The organism is Novacetimonas pomaceti, assembly GCF_003207955.1.
Lineage (GTDB): Bacteria > Pseudomonadota > Alphaproteobacteria > Acetobacterales > Acetobacteraceae > Novacetimonas > Novacetimonas pomaceti.
This window is the reverse complement of record NZ_NOXG01000001.1, coordinates 222,822-243,632: the sequence shown is the minus strand read 5'-3', so window position 1 is coordinate 243,632 and position 20,811 is coordinate 222,822. Positions and strand designations below refer to the sequence as shown.

Sequence of the window (20,811 nt, the reverse complement as noted above, 5' to 3'; positions counted from 1 at the left end):
GCGCCGGTCGACAGCCAGTTTCCGCCGGGCGTGACAGTTCAGGAACAGAGCCATGGCCACGGCACCGGAAACGGCCGTTACTTTCCCGATAGAGGGCATGAGCTGCGCCGCGTGCGCCAGCCGGCTTGAAAAAGTCATCCGGCGCGTGCCCGGTGCTACGCCCAGCGTCAGTTTCGCCACATCACAGGCCACTGTCAGCTTCGCGCAGGCGCCGCCCGCGCTTGCGCCGGTGTTCGAGGCGGTGCGCAAGGCGGGATTCGATATCCCGACCCGCACCCTTTCCCTGCGCCTGACGGGCATGAGCTGCGCCGCATGCGCCAGCCGTATCGAAAAGCTTCTCAATCGGTTGCCCGGCGTCACCGCACGCGTCAATTTCGCGACGGAACAGGCGGACGTCACCTATGTCCCCGGCCTTGCCGACCTGCCCGCCATGATCGCGCAGGTGCGCAAGGGTGGGTTCGATGCCGCCCCGCTGGAGGATCCCGCCACGGCGGCCGACGGGACCGATGCGCAGGACAGGGCCCATGCCGCGGCACTGCGCCAGCAGAAATTGCGGTTCGCCCTGTCCGCCGTGCTGACCCTTCCCCTGCTGCTGGGCATGATCGACATGGTGTCCGGCAGGATGGACTTCATACTGCCGCTGCCTGTGCAATGCCTGCTGGCGACACTGGTACAGTTCGGGTGTGGATGGCCGTTCTACCGGCAGGCGTGGAAAGCCCTGCGCGGTGGCGGGGCCAACATGGACGTGCTGGTCGTGCTGGGCACCACGGTGGCATGGCTGTCAAGCACGGTCGTCTGGCTGTTCTCGCTTCGCGGGCATGTCTATTTCGAATCCGGCGCGGTCGTCATTACGCTGGTGCTGTTGGGACGCCTGCTCGAAGCGCGGGCGCGCGACCGTACGCGCGCGGGCATCGCGGGGCTGCTGCGCCTGCAACCGCGCATCGCGCATGTCGAACGCGATGGACAGACCATCGACATGCCGGTCGCCTCCCTGCGGGTGGGCGACATCGTCAGCGTCCGGCCGGGCGAAAGCATCCCTGTCGATGGCGTCGTCATCGCGGGACAGTCCGATGTGGACCAGTCCGCCATGACGGGCGAAAGCGTTCCCGTCGCACGCACGGTCAATGACAGGGTCATTGGCGCGACGATCAACCAGAATGGCGTCCTGCGCGTCCGGGCCGAACAGGTCGGCGCCAACAGCACCCTGTCGCAGATCGTGCGCATGGTCCAGCGCGCGCAGGGATCGCATGACCCGGTGCAGCAGCTGGTGGACAGGATTTCCGCCGTTTTCGTGCCGGGCGTGCTGGTGATCGCGTTGCTGACATTCCTTGTCGGATGGATGGCATACGGCCACGCCAGCGCGGCGCTGACGGGCACGATTGCCGTCCTGGTGGTGGCCTGCCCCTGCTCGCTGGGGCTGGCGGTGCCAACGGCCATCATGGTGGCGACGGGGCGTGGCGCCCGCGCGGGGCTGCTGTTTCGCGATGCGGACACGCTGGAACACGCCCATACCATCAACCTGCTGGTCATGGACAAGACAGGCACCCTGACGCTGGGAAAGCCGGAAGTCCGCGAAATCGTGCCCCTGCCGGGGCATGACAGGGAAAGCCTGCTGGCCACGGCTTATGCGCTGGAACAGGATTCCGGCCATCCGCTGGCGCGCGCCATCGTCTCGCATGCCCAGCAGCTTGATATCGCGCCTGTCGCGGTGCGGGACGTAACCGCCCTGCCCGGTCGCGGGGTCAGGGGCATGACGCCACAGGGAACGCGCCTTGTGCTGGGGGCGCCGCGTTTCCTGAGCGAAAGCGGATATGCAGGACAGCCCGACACCGTCATCGGGCTGGAACAGCAGGGCAGGACCGTCATCGGCGTGGCCGATGAACACGGCGTCATCGGCTATATCGCCCTGAGCGACAGCCTCAGGCCGGAGGCCGCCGCATGCGTCCGCGCCCTGCGTCAGGACGGCATCGCGACCCTGATGCTGACGGGCGACAACCCACAGGCGGCGGCGGAAATCGCCCGCGCGCTGGACATGGACCGTTTCATCGCGGGCGTCCTGCCACAGGACAAGGCGGCGGAGATTGAAAAGCTGCGGGCGCAGGGCCATGTCGTGGGAATGGTGGGCGACGGGATCAACGATGCCCCGGCCCTGGCGATGGCGGATATCGGGTTCGCCATGGGCCATGGTTCGGATATCGCGGTCCAGTCCGCCGGCGTCATCCTGATGCGCGACAACCTCAACGGGGTTCTCGATGCGATTTCCCTGTCACGCGCGACGTTGCGCAAGGTCAGGCAGAACCTGTTCTTTGCCTTCATCTATAATATAATAGGCATCCCGCTTGCGGCTTTCGGCATGCTGGACCCGGCCATCGCCGGGGCTGCCATGGCCATGAGTTCCGTATCGGTGGTCACCAGTTCGCTGCTTCTGAACCGATGGCACACCACGACATCGCCCACGAGGACGTAAGGAAAGAATTCCAGATGGAAAAATTCACACTCAAGATAGCGGACATGACCTGTGACGGATGCGCGGCCAAGGTCCGCCGTTCGCTCGAAAGCGTGGAAGGTGTCTGCGACGTTGATGTCTCCCTCAACAAGGGGGAAGCCTATGTCACGTGCGACGACACGTTCGCAAATCCCGACGCGCTGGCCAGCGCCGTGGACGCGGCCGGATTTGACGTCGTTCAGGAATACTGAAGGCCGCGCCCGGCCACCAAGGGTCTGAAGGCGGATCGCACCCCCATCTTCAGACATTCATCGCGTTCACGCGATCAGCAGGCGTCCTGCATGGAAGCCGCCTTGCGGATGGCGCGGGCCATGGCCTCCACCCCGTTGCCACGGTTGGTGGACAGCGCCTGCACCAGCCCCAGTTCGCGCAGGAAGGCCGGATCGGTCCCAAGGATTTCCGCCCTGCTGCGCCCGGAATAGACCCGCAGCAGCAGCGCCACCAGCCCCGAGACAATGGCTGCGTCCGAGGCCCCGGCGAAAAACAGGGCATCGCCTTCCTGCCTGGCCTCCAGCCAGACCTGGCTCTGGCAGCCGGGAACGCGATGGGCGTCGTTGGTCCATTCCTTGGGGAATGGCGGCAGCTTGCGGCCAAGTTCGATGATGTACTGGTAACGGTCCATCCAGTCATCGAACAGCGAGAGTTCATCGGCAATCGCCGCGATCGCGTCCGCCGCTGTATCGTCTTCGGGCTTTACGAATGGATCCGTCATCTTCTTTCCCAAGGGGGCGGCACCATCGCCGCCCCGTCCCTGCACGTCCGGTTTCACGTCCCCTCCCGCGCGGCGGGCGGGGACGATCACCGGTCTGGTTAGCATGAAATTACAGGATAAAGCGGCTCAGATCACCCTTGCGCGCCAATGGTGCGACTTTTTCCTGAACATCGGCGGCCGTGATTTCCACCGTCTGCCCGCTGCGGTCGGTCGCGGTAAAGGAAACCTCCTCCAGCAGGCGCTCGATCACGGTCGCCAGCCTGCGCGCGCCGATATTCTCCACCCGTTCGTTGATGTCGGCGGCCAGTTCGGCCAGTGCCTCCACCGCGTCGTCGGTAAAGCGCAGATCCACCTTTTCCGTACCCAGCAGGGCCGTGTACTGTGTCAGCAGCGAATGTTCCGGCTCCGTCAGGATGCGGCGCAGGTCCTGGCGCGTCAGGGACGACAGTTCCACGCGGATGGGCAGGCGTCCCTGCAGTTCCGGCAGCAGGTCCGAAGGCTTGGCGATATGGAACGCGCCCGAGGCAATGAACAGGATATGATCCGTGCGCACGGGGCCGTACTTGGTCGAAACCGTCGTCCCCTCGATCAGGGGCAGCAGGTCGCGCTGCACCCCCTCGCGCGAGACATCGCCGCCGCGCGTCCCGCCTTCGGCCGCGCGGGCGCACACCTTGTCGATTTCATCAAGGAAGACGATGCCATGGTCCTGCGCATGGGCCACCGCCTCATGCGTCAGGGCCTCGGTATCGAGCATCTTGTCCGCCTCCTCGCGCGTCAGGGCGGCGCGGGCCTCCGCCACCGTCATGCGACGGCGCTGGGGCATGCGGTTCATGAAGCCCTTCATCATGTCGGAGAAGTTGATGACCGTGCCCGGCGTCATGTTCGGCATGTCCGCCTGCCCGGACGGGGACGGCCCCTCGGTCACCGAAATCTCGACTTCCTTGGCCTCAAGCTCCCCGTTGCGCAGCATGCGGCGGAACTTGTTGCGGGTATCGGCGGAAGCACCCTCGCCCACCAGCGCGTCAAGCAGGCTGTTTTCCGCCGCCATTTCGGCCTTGGCCTGCACGTCCTTGCGCCGCAGGTCACGCAGCATGTTGATCGATACCTCGACAAGGTCACGCACGATGCTTTCGACATCGCGCCCGACATAGCCGACCTCGGTGAACTTCGTCGCCTCGACCTTCAGGAAAGGCGCCTGCGCCAGACGCGCCAGGCGACGGGCGATTTCGGTCTTGCCGCAGCCTGTCGGGCCGATCATCAGGATATTCTTGGGCACGACCTCCTCGCGCAGGCCCTCGGGCAGCTGCGCGCGACGCCAGCGGTTGCGCAGCGCGATGGCCACCGCGCGCTTGGCATCCGTCTGCCCGATGATGAAGCGATCGAGTTCCGAGACGATTTCCCGGGGGGAATGATTGGGGATTTCCATCATGCCTCTGCCTTGTCCGTATCGCCGCCCAGCGTTTCCACGATGACGGAATGATTCGTATAGACGCAGATATCGCCCGCGATCTTCATGGAACGCTGCGCGATTTCCCGCGCGCCCAGCCCCTCGATCCCCAGCAGCGCGCGCGCGGCCGACAGGGCGTAATTCCCGCCAGAACCGATGGCGATGATGCCGTCTTCGGGTTCCAGCACGTCGCCATTGCCCGTCAGGGTATAGGAATGGTGCGCGTCGGCGACGGCCATCATGGCCTCAAGCCGCCGCAGATAGCGGTCGGTGCGCCAGTCTTTCGCCAGTTCGACGCATGCGCGCTCCAGCTGGTTGGGATAGCGTTCCAGCTTGCCCTCCAACCGTTCGAGCAACGTGAAGGCATCGGCGGTCGCCCCGGCAAAGCCGGCAAGGATGTCGCCAGACGGGCCGATGCGGCGCACCTTGCGCGCGTTGCCCTTGATGACGGTCGCGCCCAGCGTCACCTGGCCGTCGCCTGCCATCGCCACCTGGTTATCACGCCGCACGCACAGGATGGTCGTGCCGTGCCAGCCAATCGGATCGTGGGGATTTACATGATGATCTTGCATATCATGAAGAAATAGGAGCTTTCCCCCATAGCACAAGAGGCATTGGCGCGACCGTGCATCCTTATGCGGTGGAAGCACCGCCACGCATGATCCGCCCGATATGTTCGGCCAGTCCCGCGCGCGTAAAGGGCTTGTGCATGACATTGCCCCCTTTTGGCAGGGCACCGAGGTTGGCGTAACCCGTAAGATACAGCACCCTGAGGTCCGGCTGGATCGCCTGCAGCCTGTGCGCCGTTTCCTGCCCGCCCATTTCGGGCATCATCACGTCCATGATCACAAGGTCCAGCGGCCCCAGCCCCGCCTCCAGCGCCGCGACGGCGGCCCTGCCGCCGGGATAGTCATGCACCTCGTGCCCGCGCGCGCGCAGGAAGCCCGCCGTCACCGCGCGGACCCCCGGTTCGTCATCGACCACCATGATGCGCAGGGGCCGGTCGGGCATGGTCGTAATGCCCGGCTCCTCCGTCGTTTCGGCGCGCGCCGTCCCGTCCTGCACCGGCAGGCACAGATCGACACGCGTCCCCTCGCCCGGCGTGCTGTGGACCTGCACCTCCCCCCCGACATGGCGGACGAAGCCATAGATCATCGACAGGCCAAGGCCGGTGCCGCGCCCGACATCCTTGGTGGTGAAAAAGGGCTCGAACACGCGCGCCAGCGTTTCTTCCGACATGCCCACGCCCTGGTCCTGCACCGAGACCATGACATAGCTTCCGGGCACGAGGTTGGTGCCCGCCACCACCTCGCGCACGCGCTTGAGGGCGGAGGAGACGCGGATGACGCCGCCATTGGGCATCGCGTCCACCGCGTTGATGCACAGGTTGAGCACCGCCAGTTCCAGCTGCCCCGCATCGGTGCAGACCGGCGGCAGCATCCCGTCGGACGCCGCCGTGTCGACCACGATGGAACATGGCGTCGCCAGCGCCTTGTCCTGCCGCGACACCACCGTCTGGGCCAGCAGGTCCTTCATGCCATGCAGCAGCGCGTTCACGTCGATCGGCTCGAGGCTCAGGTCACGCGGGCGGCTGAAATTGAGCAGCCGCCGCGTCAGCGACGCGCCGCGACGCGCCGCCGCCGTGGCATTGTCAAGCAGGCGCAGCACCGCGCCCTCCTCCGGCGGCAGCATCTCGTGGGCCAGTTCCAGCGACCCCAGCACCGCGGTCAGGAGGTTGTTGAAATCATGGGCGATGCCCCCCGCCATGGTGCCGAGGGCCTGCATCTTTTCCGCCTGGCGCAGGCGGCCTTCCATTTCCTGCTGGCGGGTGATGTCGCGGTTGATGACCACGGAATAGACATCGCTGCTGTCGGAATCGTCCAGCACGACGCGCGTGAACCCCCGCCAGCGGCCATGGTTGCGCCCGACCTGCGCCGGAAGCTCGACCGCCGCCTCGTCACGCCCCTCGGCGCGCATGCGTTCCTCCGCCATGCGCAGGGCCGGCAGCAGCGCCGGATCGCACAGGTCCTCCTCACGCTGGCCAAGGCAGTCCGCGACGTCGCGGTCATAGAAATCGGCGGCCTGATGGTTGATCCGCACGAAACGCCCCTGCGAATCCTTGAACCCCAGACCGGCGCGCAGGTTGTTGAGCAGCCCGTGCAGCAGCTGGCGTTCCGTGCGCAGCTCTCGCTCCAGCCGGTGATAGTCCGCCGCCTGGACGATCATCGCGCGCAGGGCGTCGGGATCCCACGGCTTGTGGGAATAGAACGAAATGCGTCCCTGGTTCAGGGCGGCGGCCACCGCCCCGATATCGGCATATCCCGTCAGCAGGATCGCCTGCGCGTCGCTGATTTCGCGGGCGCGGGCCAGCATGACGTCGCCGCCCATTTCCGGCATCCGCTGGTCGGACACGATGACATCGACATCATTGCGCCGCGCCAGTATCTCCAGCGCCTCCACCGGGGAAACCGTGGAGATGACGGTAAATGCGTCCTCCAGCAGGTCGGTCAGGGCGACAAGGATTTCGGGTTCGTCATCCACCAGCAGGACGACGGGACGCGCGGCCTGCTGTGTCATACCCTGTTCTTTCCCATCATGGCTGCCTTTCCTGCCCGTCTTCGGAATCCTGCGCGTGCCACGGCACTGAAATCGTGAACAGCGCCCCGCCTTCGGGACGGTTGGCGACCATCAGCGTTCCATGATGGGCCTGCACCACGCCATAGGCGATCGCAAGGCCCAGCCCCGTGCCCGCCCCCACCGGCTTGGTGGTGAAAAATGGCTCGAAGATGCGTTCCTGCACCTCTGGCGCGACGCCCGGACCGGTATCCGAAATCGTGAAAACGTAATCGACCGCACCCCTTTCGGCGTCATGCCGCAGCTCGGTGCGAATATCGATCCGGCCCTGCGCCGGAGTATCCGTCAGAGGGTTATCACGTCCCGCCGCCTCCAGGATTGCATCGGCGGCATTGCTGATAATATTCATGATGACCTGATTGAGCAGCGCCGCCTGGCAGTACAGCCGCTCCGGCGCGGCATAGTCGCGGTGCACGACGATGCCATTGCCCAGTTTCTGCGTCAGCAGCGCCAGCACCGTCTCCAGCGCCTCCGGCACGTCGATGACCTGGAACAGCCCTTCGTCCAGTCGCGAAAATTTGCGCAGGTTCAGGACAAGGTTCTGGATGCGCCGCAGCCCGAGGTTCATCGACGCCACGCGGTCGCGACATTTGCGCAGGATCGCGGCGCGTCCTTCGCGTTCCGCATCGGTGGACGCGTTTTCCAGTCCCATCACGCGGTCCAGCCCGCGCGCGACCGTATCCTTGTGCGCCAGGATGAAGGCCAGCGGGTTGTTGATTTCGTGCGCGATCCCGGCCACCAGTTCACCCAGCGACGCCATCTTGGCGGTCTGGACCAGCTTGCCCTGCGTCTCGATCAGCTTGCGGTTGGCGTCCGCCAGTTCGCGGTTGGCCTGTTCCAGCGCCTCCGCCAGGGAGGCCTTGGACGCGATCGCCGCGGCTTCGGCCCGCGCGCTCTTGATGGCGATTTCGCGGTTCTGCCGCTCCACCTCTATGCGCCGCACGTCGTCCTGCAGCAGCTTGCGCCGCACCAGCACCCTGATGCGCAGCGCCAGCACGGATGGCGCGACATCGTCGGGGACAAGGTCGTCCACGCCCGTCTCAAACACCCGGGCGGAAAACTCGCGCTCGTCCGGGCATGGCGGGCTGATGGCCAGGATGCGCAATGGCACGCCGCCGCGCATCAGCACCTCCTGACGCAGTTCATCAAGCCTGCGGCAGAACTCCACCCCGTCGAATTTCCCCGGCATAAGGTCGACCACGACGCAGTCGGGCGCGCGTTCGGGGTCCAGCAGGGTCCTGCGGTCAAAATGCGCCGGGTCGTCACAGATGGTCACGATGTGCCCGTCGCGCTGCAACAGGTCGATCAGGGCCGGGACCTCCGCCCCGATGGTGGTCGCGGCATCGTGGCGCTGCGTGACGACAAGGATGCGCGCGCGGCGGAAGACGCGGCCGGGCCGGGCCTGCACGTTGCCTGCATATTCACGCAGCAGCGCGCGGATGCGAAAGACGATCAGCGCGGAGTCGGAGGATTTCGGCACATAGGCGTCGGCGCCGCTTTCCAGTCCCTCGCGCTCCAGCCCCGGCTCGATCCCTTCCGTCAGGATCAGGACAGGTATGGTGCGCGTTACGGCGTTCATGCGCAGCTGCCGCGCCAGTTGCCCCCCGTTCATGCCCGGCAGGTGGTAATCCGCGATCACGAGGTCGGGGATGCGGGTATCGAGCGTATCAAGTGCCGCCTCGCCACTCGCGACGCGTTCGACGGTAAAGCCGTGCCCCTGCAGCATGCGGCGGATGCGCAGGGCCTGCGTATCGGAATCTTCCACCAGCAGGACGTTGGCGGCGCGGTCATCATCGGGCTGTATGGTCATGCTCAGGTCATGTTCCGTGGTGGCTGGCGGCCGGGCAATGGCGGGCGCATGTCGGGCGACACGGCGCTGTCGGCGATGATCCGGGCGACATGCGGGGCGATTTCGGGCAATGGCAGGCTGATGCAGGTCGCTCCGCTCCGCTCCGCCGCGCCGGGCATGCCGTGGATGACCGCCGTGCTTCGGTCCTCGGTAATGGTATACGCCCCCGCGCGCCGCACGTCGCCCAGGCCCTGCGCCCCGTCTTCCCCCATGCCGGTCATCAGCACGCCGATGGCGTTCCTGCCGAAAACGCGCGCGACCGAGGAAAACAGGATCGAGGCTGACGGCCGCTGCCCCTGTACCGGCGGGGTATCCATCAGGATCGCCTCCCCCCCGGTACCCACCGTCAGGTGCCGGTCCCCCGGCGCGACATGGACATGCCCCGGCCGCAGGGTTTCCCCGTGCGACGCGACCGAGACGGACATGGGCACCTGCTGGTCCAGCCAGTGGGCGAACCCCTCCATGAACGGTCCGCCCATATGCTGGACCACCACGACAGGAATGGGGAAGTCCACCGGCAGCGCGCCCAGCACCTGCGCGAAGGCGCGCGGGCCGCCGGTGGAGGCCGCAAGGGCCAGCAGGCGCGGCTGGACCGGCCATGGCGTGACCATGGCCCCGACCTGGGGCAGCGCCTCGGCCATCATCAGGCGGCGGCGGATCACGGGCACCTGGCTCATGATATACAGCTGCGTGGTAATGGCGCGCACGGCGGCGCGGCCAGCATCGGAGGTCAGGCCCCGTGGCTTTTCAATCACCGCCAGCGCACCGGAACGCAGCGCATTCATCGAAACCTGCGCGTCCAGCGCGTCGCTGACGATGACGATCGGGGTGGGGCAATGCGTCATGATGGAGCGCGTCGCCTCCAGCCCGTCCATACCGGGAAGGCAGACATCCATGGAGATCACGTCGGGACGCAGGTGCGGGACAAGGCGGATCGCCTCCTCCGCGCTTTCGACCGCATCGACCAGGCGCAGGCGCGGGTCATTGCGGATGCTGTGCGACAGCAGGTGGCGCAGGACGGCCGAATCCTCCACCACCAGCACGGAACGCGGCTCGATTACGGGAACATTTGTCACAACAGCCCCCGTATCGTCTCGACCAGTTCGCCCTGATCGAATTTCTGTTTCGTGATATAGGCGCGCGCGCCCCCCTCCAGCCCGCGCCGGATTTCCTCGTCATTATCGCGCGACGTCATCAGCACGACGGGAATCCGCGCCAGCCGCGGGTCGGCGCGGATGGCCGCCAGCAGGGCGAAGCCGTCCATGCGCGGCATTTCCACGTCCGTGACCACCACATCGATGGAACGCGACGACTGCAGCAGCAGCATCAGCGCCTCTTCCCCATCCACCGCCAGCATCACGTCAAAGCCATGGGCCTGAAGGATCGTTTTCTGCAGGGTGCGGGTCGTGATGGAATCATCGACCACCAGCACCAGCGGCGCGCGGCGCGCCTGTGGCGCGGCCTGCGCCGGCGGGGCAAGGCTGACGCGCATGGCCCGTCCCCCCCGCGCGCGCCAGCGTTCGAACAGTCGGTCGGGACTGATGACGAAAACCGGCCTGTCCTCGCGTGGCCAGGCGATGCCGGGGACCAGTTCACTGTCCAGCCCCACGGCGGAGGCATCGGAAATCAGCAGCGTGCGGACCTCGACCATGCGTTCGACGGCAAAGCCGCACAAGGCGCCATCGACCTCCATCACCGCGACGCTCACCGCGCCGCCGCGCACCGGAAGGTCCGCCGCCGCATCGCCCACGAACGCCGACAGGGGCACGATGGGCGCAAGTTCCTCCGCCGGGGGCGGCCCGGACGCGCGGGCGGGATGATCCCCCACGTCGGGATGGGGCAGGACCACGAACGGACAGCCATCGATCATGCGGATGTCGTCATACGCCACGCGCAGGAGGTGACGGATCACCCGGCCCGGCAGGCCGATCATCCGTTCCCCGTTTTCCACCAGCACGACGGTGCGCTGGCGCTGCGAAACCGGCACCGTCAGGGTCACGACCGTCCCGCATGGCTGGCCCTGTTCCATCGCCACCGTGCCATGCAGCGCGCGCGCGGCCTCCGCCACGATCGAAAGGCCGACGCCGCGACCTGCAAGGTGATCGACATGCGCGCGGGTGGAAAAGCCGGGTTCGAACACCCGCGCCAGCAGCTGCCGCGCATCGAGCGGCGCATCGACATGGATCACGCCCTGCCGCACCGCGCGCGCGGCAATCGCCTTCAGGTCGGGGCCACACCCGTCGTCGCTGACCCTGACCTGAAGCCGCACGCCCGTCAGCGTCACGGTCACGGTGATCGTCTGCGTTTCCGGCTTGCCCGCCTGCAGCCTGCGCGCGCGGCTTTCATGGCCATGGACGATGGCGTTGCGCAGCAGGTGGAGCACGGGATCGCGCAGGGCCTGCATCACGCGCCGTTCGGCCTGCACCTCCATTCCGCGCAGGTGTACTTCCACCCGCGCATCAGGGCCGCCATGTTCGCGCGCGATACGCCGCGCCATCGCGGCGAGCGATCCGAAGACCGTCCCGGCGGGGACAAGGCTTACGGCATGCACTTCCTCCCCAAGCCGCAGGAGGGCGCGATCCCCCTGCCCGGTCATCAGTTCATGCTCGCGCCGGATCGCCATCAGCCGTCGCGTCATGCGCGAAAACACCGCGACCGGATCCGCCTGCAGCTGTCGCGGCGCCTGGCTGACCGCGCGCATGTCACGCAACAGGTCATCAAGCCGTTCCCACAGCCGGTCATGCCGTTCGGCAACACCCATGAGGTCATGCACCGCCCCCGACAGCGCATCAAGGCGGGAGACCGGCACCTGAACATAGGAATCCGCCCCGGCATCCGGGCCGGTGGCGGGACGCTCCTCGACCGTGCCTTCCGCCTGGGGGGCGGCAGCGGACGACGTTTCCATGATGCCGTCGATTTCATCAAGCGCATGGGCAATCGTGGCGATATCGCCCGCATCAAGGCTGCCGCCACGTTCCATCAGGATGGACAGGCGGTTCTCGACAGCATGGGCGATGTCCTCCACCTCGGGGATTTCCACCGCGCGCGCCGCGCCCTTGAGCGAGTGCATGCGGCGGAAAATCTCCGCCAGCGCCGGGCGCGTGCCGCATCCCGCCTTCAGCAGATCGCGGATGACACGCAGGTGATCGCGATATTCGGCGTCGAAAACCGCCAGAAGTTCCTGCCTGAGATCCACCACAACCGGCGTCAGGTCCGGTACCGGGCGGAAATCGCCAGAAGCTGCTTCGACAGCTTGCCCAGATTGCTGGCCGAGGCCTCAAGGTTGCGTGTCCCGCCGGATGTCTGCTGGCTGGCCTGCCGGATGCTCTGCAGCGCGGTCATGACCTGCTCGATCCCCAGCTGCTGCTGGTTGGTGGACGCCACGATCTGCTGGAACGCATGCACCCCTTCCTCGATCCCGCCGGTCATCCGCTCGATGGTCTTGTAGGCGATGTCGGTCCGCTCCCGCCCGGCGGAAACGCGCTTGACCGCCTCTTCGGTCAGCATCACCGACGTGTTGATGCCACGCTGGATGTCGCCAAGGATGGAGCGGACATTCTGCGTCGCGTCGCGCGACTGATCGGCAAGGATCTTCATTTCCGCCGCGACCACGGCAAAGGAACGCCCGTGCTCGCCCGCCGCCGCCGCCTCGATCGCGGCGTTGAGCGCAAGCAGGTGGGAACGTTCCGACAGGTCGTTGACGGTCGTGATGATCTCGCTGATCGCCTCGGTCCGTTCGGACAGGGCGACGATGTTCGACGCCACCGCCTCGGCCCCGTCATGGGTGCGCGCCATGGCGCGGGCCGTCTCCTCCACCGCCTCAAGGCCGCTTGCGGAACTGTGGACGATCACCTCGGCCGACGAAATCACCTCCCGCGCGCGCTTGCTGATCTGCGCGCCGGAATGGGTGATCTGGTCCACCGTCGCGGCGGTTTCCTGAATGGCGGCGAACTGCTCCTCCACGCTTGCGGCCTGCTGCTGGGTGGAGGCGCGGATGTCCGCCACGGCGACATCAAGGTCACGCGTGACCTCCCCGCTCTGGCGCGCGATTTCACGCAGGCCGTCGATCATCCGGTTCAGCCCCGCGGCAAGGCGCGCGACCTCGTCACGGTTTTCGCCCATGTCCCCCACCTTGGCGCGGGTGGCAAGGTCGCCCTGCCCCACGCGTTCCATCACATGCATGATGGAGGCCAGCGGTTCCATGATCGAACGCCGCGTCCAGAACGTCACGATCAGGGCAACGATCACCGCGACCCCCAGCCCGATGGCAAGCGAGCGGCGGCTGTAGTCGTAGGAGGCGCTGCCCTGCGTTTCTGCCACCCTGACCCCACGGTCAAGCAGGGAGGCCGCCTGGCTGACAAGCTGGTCGATGTCCTTCTCGCGGCTTTCGATCCGCCCGACCTGTTCGCGCACGACCTGCTGGTTGTCCGCGCGCATGGCCTTGAACAGGGTGCCGACCGCGCGTTCGTCGAACAGCACCTGCTCCGCGATTTCACGCAGCTGTCCCGACACGGTGGAGAACATGTCGCGCTGGTCGGTGGACCGCGCCAGCCGTCCCGCCTCGTCCGCGCCGGCGGTCACGTTGCTGAGCAGTTCGTCGGCCTGGTGGGCGCGTTCGTCCCAGTCGGAAATCGCGTCATCCAGCGCGGAAGGCGCGTTTTCGTAATCATGGGCGTAATAATGCGCGACAATCGCCAGCCTGCGCGCCGCAAGGTCGGTTTCATCCACGCGGATCAGCGTCAGCTGCCGGTAGACCGTAAGGTCGCGGGTGACGATGATGGTCATTTCATCGCGGACGTCACGTATCTGCCCCAGCGCGTAAACGCCAAGCGAGACCATGAGCAGGACGCCAACCATGAAGCCGAACAACAGACGGTTTGCAATCGTCACGACAGGCTACTCTCCGGAATAACGGACGGAAGAAAAAAGGCGCACGGGATCAAGCACCACGACATGCCGCCCGTCGGGCAGCAGGGCGGTGGGAAACCCCGACGGCAGCACGGATGGTGCGGTGGCGGGAATATCCATAACGCCTCTGGCCGCGCCCGCAAGCAGGGCGATACGCGCAAGCGGCACGCTGGAGACCGAGCGCAGCAGGATCATCGCACCCGGCGCGTCCTGCTCCCCCTCCTCCATCAGCATGGCGAGGTCGAACACGGTATAGAGGTCGCCCTGGTATCCATACACCCCGCGCACGCTGGCGGGACAGTCGGCGCGGCGTGGCATGTCGCTCCACATCGGGTCGGTCACGCGCAGCACCGCGTCAAGGTCGAGGCAGCATTCGCGCCCCCCCACGTCCAGCACCAGCATGCTGCGGCCGGGCGTGGCGTCCGCCATGCCCGCGTCATGCCGCGCCGCCAGCGTCGCCGCGCGTTCGGCAAGGATATGCCGCGCGAAACGTTCCTGTTCGAAACGTTCCTGTTCCGGGGGGACGGATGGCGCGCCGTCGCGGCCATCGCCCCGGTCCGAAGGCTGCGTCATGACATCCCCGACGCAATGTCAGACAGCGTGGACAGCAGGCTGGCGTCGTGATTTTCCTTGTCCTGCAGCAGGCGTAAAAGCCCCCCCGCCGTCAGGCCGCCCCCCCCTTCGAGCACGTGGCCCGCGGCAAGGCTGCGGGCCAGTTCGCGCGCCTGCGCGCGCAGGCGCCGCGCATCGTCGGCGGCCCCCGTCCTTTCCAGCAGGTGGGCAAGGTAGCATCGCGCCATGACATGGCCGCGACGCAGGTAGATCACGCGGCGGAAACCCTCAACCGCGCCCTCATGCTCCCCCAGCGCCAGAAGAAGGACCCCGAGCATGAAATACACCCCCACCGCCATGGGCGAGCGGCGCAGGTATTCGTGACAGACCGTCACCGCCCGGCGCGTCGCCCCGCCATCGGCAAGCTGGCGTATCGTGCGCAGGATCCCCGCCTCCCGGCCCGGATCGGCCGTGGCGGCCTCCGGCAGCGCGGGAAGGGCCACGGGACGGCGCGACGGCAGCCGTGGCGCGCCATAGCGAAAGGACTCCGCCTTTTGCCGCGCCGGCAGCGCGACGGGCGCGACTGCGGTGCTTCCCTTCGCGCGAAACGCCATGGTGCCCGGCAGGCGCACGGGCTGCATGACGCTTTCGAACGGGCCTATCGGTTCGGAATGTCCCACCAGCATCCAGCCATCGCCGGCGATGCGTTCCGCCATGGCCTGCACCAGGCGCGTCACCTGCAGCGGGTCGAAATAGATCAGGACGTTGCGGCACAGGATCAGGTCGAACGGTCCCGCAGGCCCGCGCCCGCGCGGCAGGTCCATGATGTTGGCGTGGCGGAAGCGCACCATCTGGCGATAACAGTCCTTCAGCCGCCATGTGCGCCCTTCGACGACCGGCACGAACCATTCCGCGCGCTGCCGCTCCGTCAGGTCACGCAGCGCCCACCAGCCGAACTCCCCGCCGCGCGCCTGTTCAAGGGCGCGGGTGCTGATGTCGGTGCCCAGGATTTCGATGGTCCATCCAAGCTCGCCCCGCTGTTTGAGCAGCTGGCGCAGCACGATCGCGACCGAATACGGCTCCGCCCCGTTGGAGCAGCCGACGCTCCAGATCCGCAGGACCCGCACGCCGCGCAGGCGGGTCAGCAGTTCGGGCAGTATCGTGGTTTCCAGCGCGCGGAACTGCTCGGCATAGCGGAAGAAGAACGTCTCGCCGATGGTGACGGCGGATTCCAGCTCCCGCCATTCCGCCTCCCCCAGCGTCGCGTCATCCAGCCGCGCAAGGTAATCGACATACCCGCGACATCCCAGCGCCTTCATCCGCGCGTCGATGATCTTTTCCAGCAGTGCCGGCTTGTCCGTGTAATAATGCAGGCCGGTCCGCGCGGTAATCACGGAAATGACCCGTCGCAATCCGGCGCTGATTTCAGACATCGCCAGCCCCATCCACCGTCCACAGCGCGGCGCGCCGTTCCTCCTGCGACATCAGTGCCGCCAACCTCAGGCGCTCACCCTGCCGCAGCACGCCCACCATTTCCATCACGAAAGCGGGCGGTTCATGTCCGCGCCTGATTTCGCCGACAATACAGTCCCCCGCCCCGCGATCAATATCGATGGGCATGATCGTATCGCATCCCACCTCCATCACGTCCACCACCCGATCCACCAGCAGCGCGACCCAGCGCAGCGCGGGGTCGCGGCACAGCAGCAGCGGACGGTACAGCAGGTCCGACGCGCGCAGGGGCACGGCGGGACGCACGCCCATCAGGACGGCAAGGTCGATGACCGGCACGCGCACGTCCCCCAGCCAGAACCAGCCCGGCAGGTGCGGCAGTTCCACCGGCAGGGGCGACAGCGCCGGCGCGGGCACGCATTCCTGCACGTCGCCCACCGGCAACGCGTAAAGCCGCGTCCCGATGCCAAAGACGATCATGACGCGCGGGCCGGGCGGGTTGGGCGGTCGCCGCGCCGGTCCATCAGGTCCCGACAACATGCCGTATCCTTCGTTCCGGTTTTCAGGCAGGCTGCTATCCGTTTTCATGCTTCCCGATGTATGTGTACAAGGCAGAAGTTTGCATTTAGCACAAGCCGTCGCTACCTCGGGCAGGAATGCGTTTCCGACAGGCCGGCGGCGCATCGCACCTGCATGCCGGAGATATTTGATAATGGACACCCCCTTTTCCAACACCCCCCGCGACGGCGCGAGCGCCACGGCCCATCGTCCCGTCTGGATGAATACCGTGCGCATCGCGGTCTGGTCGGTCTGTTACTTCGCGTTTTATTTCGTCCAGCAGGTTTCCGAGCTGCTCGCGCCGCTGGTGCTGATCCTGGGAATCGGGTGGAGCGCGCTGCCCCGCCTCATGGGGGTGGTCAGTTCCTCGTCCGAAGGCAGCGACCCGCAGGCGCATGACGTCATCGTGCGCGTCTCCCACGCCATTCCCGATCACCTCAATGTCGGCAGCCACCTGCTGACGCCCTCGTCCCTGATCTTTGACGGGCTGGCGCTGATGGCCGCCGCCGCCCTGTGCGCGACGCTGTCGGCGGTCGCGGCGCGCAGCATGTAAACCGACCCCGCCGATGTTCCGGCTTCACGATGTCAGCTATCTCTATCCCGGCAGGGACGCGCACAAGGGGGCGGCGCTGAGTCATGTCAGCGTGGCCGTCGCACAGGGTGAATTCCGCTGGCTGCTTGGCCCGTCGGGCGCGGGCAAGTCCAGCCTGCTGCGGATCCTCGCGCTGGATGCGCAGGCATCATCGGGAATGGTGGAGGTCCTTGGCGTGCCGGTCATGCAGGCGCGGCGCGGGGTGATCGCGCGGCTGCGCCAGCGGATCGGCGTGGTGTACCAGGATTTCCGGCTGCTGGATGACCTGTCGGTGTTCGACAATGTCGCCCTGCCGCTGCGCCTGCAGATGCGTCCCGAAAGCGAAATCCGCCACGAGGTCAACGCCATCATGAAATGGGTGGGGCTGGGGTCGCGCATCGACGCCCTTCCGCCGCAGCTTTCGGGTGGGGAACAGCAGCGCGTGGCGATCGCGCGCGCGGTCATCCACCGCCCGGCCCTGCTGCTGGCGGACGAGCCGACCAATGCCCTTGACGACCGGCAGGCAACGCGGCTGATGAACATGTTCCACCGGCTTGCCGAACTGGGCACGACCATCATCGTCGCGACCCATAATGACGCGCTTGTCCGCAAGTATCCCGCCCATGCGATCGATCTGATGCAGGGCCATCTCGTGCAGGAGGGCTAGGCCCATGGCCCTGTGGTCCGGGACCCGCCGCCGCGACGGACTGGCCCTGCGACAGGCCATTCCCGACCGGCTTCTGCCATTCCTCGTGGGGGCCATGGCCTTCCTTGCCGCACTTGCGCTGGCGGGGGGGATCGGGGCGCATGCGCTGTCCATCCGCTGGACCCGTGGGGCGGGCGCGGTGATTACCGTGCAGGTGCCGCAGCCGGATGATCCTGCCGCCCCCGCCGGCGCCACCCCCATGGGCACGCCGCCCGCCAGTGCCATTCCCGGCTCACCTTCCGGCACGTCCCCCGCGACCGCCACGCGCATACAGCAGGCGATGTCCATCCTGTCGGCCATGGCCGGCCCCGCCGCCGTGCACCGGCTGAGCGACGGGGAACTGCGCGCGCTGCTTGCCCCGTGGATCGAACAGGGCAGCGACCTTGTCCTGCCCATGCCCGCGGTGATCGAGGTCCATGCCCGTAACGCCCGCCCCCTGCCCGATGACGTGACAAAGGCGCTGGAGACGCAGGTGCCGGGGATCGTGATGGAGCATGACAGCATCTGGAGCGACCGCCTCGCCGCGCTGGCCAACAGCCTGCAGACCTGCGCGCTGCTGGCGATCTGCATCGTCGTCGCGGTGTCCGCCATCGTCATCATGGCCGCCACCCGCGCGGGCGTGCAGGCCCGCAGGCGGGCCATCGAACTGATCCACTCGCTGGGGGCGACGGACGGATATATCGCCGGCCGCTTTGCATGGCGCGTCGCCGCGCTGGCGCTGGCGGGCGGGGCATGCGGCAGCGTGCTGGCCATGCCGGTGCTGGTCATGCTGTCGCTGCTGGCCGCGCCGTTCAGCGGGGCGGACATGCCCGACATGCATGCGCTGCTCTCGCCCTCCGCATGGAGTGGCATGCCCCCGTCGCAAATCCTGAATACCCTGCCATCCTCCCTGCTGGCGATGCTGGTCGTGCTGCCCGTCGCCACGGCGATGCTGGGGTGGCTGACGACGCAGGTGACCGTGCGGGCCTGGCTGCGGCGCCTGCCATGAGGGGGCTGCCGGCAGGATGGTTCCGGCTGAAGCCCGCATTGCTGCTGGCGGCCATCCTGATCGTGGCATGGGGGGCGGGACTGGCATGGTTCATCCGCGACGCCCGCCGCGCGCCGCGCCTGCCGCCGCCCTGCGATGGCATCGTCGCCCTGACGGGCGGACAGGGCCGGATCGAGACATCGCTGCGGCTGATGGCGGAACGACGGGCCGCGCTGCTGCTGATATCCGGCGTCGATCCGCATGCCGTGCTGGGGGATTTCCTGATGCGCACCCCGCACCTGCTGCCGCTGGGGGTATGGCTGCATACCACGCTGGGACGGCAGGCGACCTCCACGCTGGGCAACGCGGACGAAACGGCGCAATGGGTGCGCGCGCATGACATCCATTCCCTTATCGTCGTGACGGCGGGATATCATATCCGCCGCGCCATGATGGAAATCGCGCGCGCCGTGCCGGACGTGGCGCTTTACCCCTATCCGGTGCAGCCGCCCGCCATGCTGCATACGGACCGCCTTGCCACGTGGCGGCTGCTGGTGGTGGAATACGACAAATGGCTGCTGGCCTGCATCGACACCGCACGCTGGACACGGCCCGTGCATGGCCTGATCCACCATGACGACATCCGTCCGGGATCCCCGTCATCCTGACCCCGTGGGACGGATGATCGGGCGGGCTGCTTGTCTCCATCGTGATTTTCTGGTGTTACAGGGCCGTGCGTTTCGCCACGCCGTCCTATCCCGCCTGACATGATGGATTCCGCCTGACATGACGTTCGTGCGTGCCTGCATCTTCAATCTCTATTTCTTCGTGCTGACGCTGGTCATGGGCATTCTGGCGATGCCGATCCGCGTGTGCATGCCATCGCGCGCCCTGGCCTATGCCCAGACATGGACAGGGCTGACGATAAAGGGGCTGACGCGCATCTGCGGAATCCGGGTGGTGGTCAGCGGGCGCGAACACCTGCCGCAGGGGCCGTGCCTGCTGGCCTGCCAGCACCAGTCGGCCTTTGACACGCTGGTATGGATGAACCTGGTGGACCGCCCCACCTATGTCATGAAAAGCGAGCTGACCCGCATTCCGCTGGTCGGGCCGATGCTGCTGCTGACCGGGATGATCCCGGTGGAACGCACGGGCGGGGCAAAGGCGCTGCGTGCCCTGCTGGCGGCAACGGACAGGGCGCGCGATGACGGCCGGCAGATCATCATCTTTCCCGAAGGCACGCGCATGCCCCCGGGCGAAATCGGCAGGCTGCATCCCGGCATCGCGGCCATGGCCGCCCATTCCGGCCTGCCGGTCATCCCGGTCGCGACCGATTCCGGGTTGCGCTGGGGACGCAACGCCTTCCTCAAGCGTCCCGGCACGATCCATATCGTCCTGGGGCCGCCGCTGACCTGCACCAGCAGACGGGCCATGATCCTGCCCGCCATCGCCACGGCGTGGGAGGAACTGTCCCGCGAAAACGGGTTACCCCTCCTTACTCCCAGCCCTGTGGACAATTCTGTTGGAAAGCAGGCGGAATCCCTGACAGAATCATAGAAAAACAGGGGACATTCCCCTACCCGGCCCGGCTGTCCACCGGCCGGCGGGGCATCCGTGTCGCATGCTTACGCAGGCACGAAAATATCAGAATACTGTTTTTCATAAGTAATTCCGTCAGGCGCGACGCCCGCCATCCATGATATCCGCCCCTTCCCCGGGCGCTGGAACGTTTCGTCACAAAACAAAGCCACGCTGTGGATAAACAGGAACATCCGCCCTTCCGCGCAGCATTTCCTGGCAATTGGAACCGGCGGATGCAGGCAGCATCCCACCTCCCTGTCGCCTGCATGGCCACGGGGTTACTTCACCGCCCACGATAAATTACACGTGCCGGATCATGCGCCTTGTGGGTCATGCGATCCTGACCGGACAGTCTGGCCGGTCAGGCA

At 66.8% G+C, this 20,811-nt stretch carries 19 protein-coding genes; 7 read left to right on the top strand and 12 right to left on the bottom strand.

The annotated features are described in order from the left end of the window. The first annotated feature begins 52 nt into the window (after positions 1 to 52). Both CFR71_RS01115 and CFR71_RS01110 read left to right on the top strand, forming a co-directional pair. Positions 53 to 2,467: a heavy metal translocating P-type ATPase gene (locus tag CFR71_RS01115; protein ID WP_110525944.1), complete on the top strand. Its 2,415-nt coding sequence runs from the start codon at positions 53 to 55 to the stop codon at positions 2,465 to 2,467. A 14-nt stretch (positions 2,468 to 2,481) separates the two neighbouring features. Further along, positions 2,482 to 2,697, top strand: a complete 216-nt coding sequence (locus tag CFR71_RS01110; RefSeq protein ID WP_110525941.1) for a heavy-metal-associated domain-containing protein — start codon at positions 2,482 to 2,484, stop codon at positions 2,695 to 2,697. Between the two features lie 74 nt (positions 2,698 to 2,771). Here CFR71_RS01110 and CFR71_RS01105 read toward each other — a convergent pair whose 3' ends face one another. From CFR71_RS01105 to CFR71_RS01055, 11 genes are all read right to left on the bottom strand, one after another. Further along, the gene (locus CFR71_RS01105; RefSeq protein WP_110526583.1) at positions 2,772 to 3,218 is read right to left on the bottom strand and encodes a SufE family protein; all 447 of its coding nucleotides are present in this window, start codon (positions 3,216 to 3,218) and stop codon (positions 2,772 to 2,774) included. Positions 3,219 to 3,327: 109 nt separating this feature from the next. Beyond that, positions 3,328 to 4,644 carry an ATP-dependent protease ATPase subunit HslU gene (gene hslU / locus CFR71_RS01100; RefSeq protein WP_110526581.1) on the bottom strand — a complete coding sequence of 439 codons (1,317 nt, stop codon included), beginning with the start codon at positions 4,642 to 4,644 and terminating at the stop codon, positions 3,328 to 3,330. Next, a complete protein-coding gene (gene hslV / locus CFR71_RS01095; protein WP_110525938.1) occupies positions 4,644 to 5,237 on the bottom strand; it encodes an ATP-dependent protease subunit HslV in 594 nt (197 codons plus the stop codon). The genes hslU and hslV overlap by 1 nt, the downstream gene beginning before the upstream one ends. 61 nt (positions 5,238 to 5,298) lie before the next feature. After that, positions 5,299 to 7,242, bottom strand: a complete 1,944-nt coding sequence (locus CFR71_RS01090; RefSeq protein WP_110525935.1) for a response regulator — start codon at positions 7,240 to 7,242, stop codon at positions 5,299 to 5,301. Positions 7,243 to 7,258: 16 nt separating this feature from the next. Next, positions 7,259 to 9,109, bottom strand: a complete 1,851-nt coding sequence (locus tag CFR71_RS01085; protein WP_110525932.1) for a response regulator — start codon at positions 9,107 to 9,109, stop codon at positions 7,259 to 7,261. Positions 9,110 to 9,111: 2 nt separating this feature from the next. Then, positions 9,112 to 10,224 carry a chemotaxis-specific protein-glutamate methyltransferase CheB gene (gene cheB, locus CFR71_RS01080; protein WP_110525929.1) on the bottom strand — a complete coding sequence of 371 codons (1,113 nt, stop codon included), beginning with the start codon at positions 10,222 to 10,224 and terminating at the stop codon, positions 9,112 to 9,114. Then, entirely contained in the window at positions 10,221 to 12,347 is a 2,127-nt protein-coding gene (locus CFR71_RS01075) for an ATP-binding response regulator (protein WP_110525926.1), read from the bottom strand. Before CFR71_RS01075 ends, cheB begins: the two co-directional genes overlap by 4 nt. Positions 12,348 to 12,355: 8 nt before the next feature. Beyond that, positions 12,356 to 14,038: a methyl-accepting chemotaxis protein gene (locus tag CFR71_RS01070; RefSeq protein WP_110525923.1), complete on the bottom strand. Its 1,683-nt coding sequence runs from the start codon at positions 14,036 to 14,038 to the stop codon at positions 12,356 to 12,358. A gap of 6 nt (positions 14,039 to 14,044) precedes the next feature. Beyond that, a complete protein-coding gene (locus CFR71_RS01065; protein ID WP_110525920.1) occupies positions 14,045 to 14,629 on the bottom strand; it encodes a chemotaxis protein CheW in 585 nt (194 codons plus the stop codon). After that, the gene (locus tag CFR71_RS01060; protein WP_239019389.1) at positions 14,626 to 16,041 is read right to left on the bottom strand and encodes a CheR family methyltransferase; all 1,416 of its coding nucleotides are present in this window, start codon (positions 16,039 to 16,041) and stop codon (positions 14,626 to 14,628) included. The genes CFR71_RS01065 and CFR71_RS01060 overlap by 4 nt, the downstream gene beginning before the upstream one ends. Beyond that, positions 16,034 to 16,600 carry a chemotaxis protein CheW gene (locus CFR71_RS01055; RefSeq protein WP_165829286.1) on the bottom strand — a complete coding sequence of 189 codons (567 nt, stop codon included), beginning with the start codon at positions 16,598 to 16,600 and terminating at the stop codon, positions 16,034 to 16,036. The genes CFR71_RS01060 and CFR71_RS01055 overlap by 8 nt, the downstream gene beginning before the upstream one ends. 172 nt (positions 16,601 to 16,772) lie before the next feature. Between CFR71_RS01055 and CFR71_RS01050 the strand changes: the two genes are divergently transcribed. The 5 genes from CFR71_RS01050 to CFR71_RS01030 all read left to right on the top strand — a co-directional run bounded on the left by CFR71_RS01050 (position 16,773) and on the right by CFR71_RS01030 (position 20,419). After that, positions 16,773 to 17,171: a hypothetical protein gene (locus tag CFR71_RS01050; RefSeq protein WP_110525910.1), complete on the top strand. Its 399-nt coding sequence runs from the start codon at positions 16,773 to 16,775 to the stop codon at positions 17,169 to 17,171. Between the two features lie 13 nt (positions 17,172 to 17,184). Then, positions 17,185 to 17,856, top strand: a complete 672-nt coding sequence (locus CFR71_RS01045; RefSeq protein WP_110525906.1) for a cell division ATP-binding protein FtsE — start codon at positions 17,185 to 17,187, stop codon at positions 17,854 to 17,856. Positions 17,857 to 17,860: 4 nt separating this feature from the next. Then, the gene (locus CFR71_RS01040) at positions 17,861 to 18,883 is read left to right on the top strand and encodes a cell division protein FtsX (RefSeq protein WP_110525903.1); all 1,023 of its coding nucleotides are present in this window, start codon (positions 17,861 to 17,863) and stop codon (positions 18,881 to 18,883) included. Continuing rightward, a complete protein-coding gene (locus CFR71_RS01035; RefSeq protein WP_408889553.1) occupies positions 18,862 to 19,530 on the top strand; it encodes a YdcF family protein in 669 nt (222 codons plus the stop codon). The genes CFR71_RS01040 and CFR71_RS01035 overlap by 22 nt, the downstream gene beginning before the upstream one ends. Before the next feature lie 118 nt (positions 19,531 to 19,648). Then, positions 19,649 to 20,419 carry a lysophospholipid acyltransferase family protein gene (locus CFR71_RS01030; protein ID WP_110525897.1) on the top strand — a complete coding sequence of 257 codons (771 nt, stop codon included), beginning with the start codon at positions 19,649 to 19,651 and terminating at the stop codon, positions 20,417 to 20,419. A gap of 68 nt (positions 20,420 to 20,487) precedes the next feature. Here the strand turns inward: CFR71_RS01030 and CFR71_RS16340 are convergent, their stop codons facing one another. Further along, positions 20,488 to 20,634 (bottom strand): hypothetical protein, encoded by a 147-nt coding sequence (locus CFR71_RS16340; protein ID WP_165832011.1) that lies wholly within the window; start codon positions 20,632 to 20,634, stop codon positions 20,488 to 20,490. Positions 20,635 to 20,811: the final 177 nt, after the last annotated feature.

Excerpts from the sequence above, each read along its gene's own strand:
- CFR71_RS01030 (WP_110525897.1), top strand. The coding sequence starts at position 19,649 with ATGACGTTCGTGCGTGCCTGCATCTTCAATCTCTATTTCTTCGTGCTG.
- CFR71_RS01050 (WP_110525910.1), top strand. The coding sequence starts at position 16,773 with ATGGACACCCCCTTTTCCAACACCCCCCGCGACGGCGCGAGCGCCACG.
- hslU (WP_110526581.1), bottom strand. The coding sequence starts at position 4,644 with ATGGAAATCCCCAATCATTCCCCCCGGGAAATCGTCTCGGAACTCGAT.
- CFR71_RS01090 (WP_110525935.1), bottom strand. The coding sequence starts at position 7,242 with ATGACACAGCAGGCCGCGCGTCCCGTCGTCCTGCTGGTGGATGACGAA.
- CFR71_RS01065 (WP_110525920.1), bottom strand. The coding sequence starts at position 14,629 with ATGACGCAGCCTTCGGACCGGGGCGATGGCCGCGACGGCGCGCCATCC.
- hslV (WP_110525938.1), bottom strand. The coding sequence starts at position 5,237 with ATGCAAGATCATCATGTAAATCCCCACGATCCGATTGGCTGGCACGGC.
- CFR71_RS01105 (WP_110526583.1), bottom strand. The coding sequence starts at position 3,218 with ATGACGGATCCATTCGTAAAGCCCGAAGACGATACAGCGGCGGACGCG.
- CFR71_RS16340 (WP_165832011.1), bottom strand. The coding sequence starts at position 20,634 with ATGTTCCTGTTTATCCACAGCGTGGCTTTGTTTTGTGACGAAACGTTC.
- CFR71_RS01115 (WP_110525944.1), top strand. The coding sequence starts at position 53 with ATGGCCACGGCACCGGAAACGGCCGTTACTTTCCCGATAGAGGGCATG.
- CFR71_RS01110 (WP_110525941.1), top strand. The coding sequence starts at position 2,482 with ATGGAAAAATTCACACTCAAGATAGCGGACATGACCTGTGACGGATGC.
- CFR71_RS01040 (WP_110525903.1), top strand. The coding sequence starts at position 17,861 with ATGGCCCTGTGGTCCGGGACCCGCCGCCGCGACGGACTGGCCCTGCGA.
- CFR71_RS01045 (WP_110525906.1), top strand. The coding sequence starts at position 17,185 with ATGTTCCGGCTTCACGATGTCAGCTATCTCTATCCCGGCAGGGACGCG.
- CFR71_RS01060 (WP_239019389.1), bottom strand. The coding sequence starts at position 16,041 with ATGTCTGAAATCAGCGCCGGATTGCGACGGGTCATTTCCGTGATTACC.
- CFR71_RS01055 (WP_165829286.1), bottom strand. The coding sequence starts at position 16,600 with ATGTTGTCGGGACCTGATGGACCGGCGCGGCGACCGCCCAACCCGCCC.
- CFR71_RS01085 (WP_110525932.1), bottom strand. The coding sequence starts at position 9,109 with ATGACCATACAGCCCGATGATGACCGCGCCGCCAACGTCCTGCTGGTG.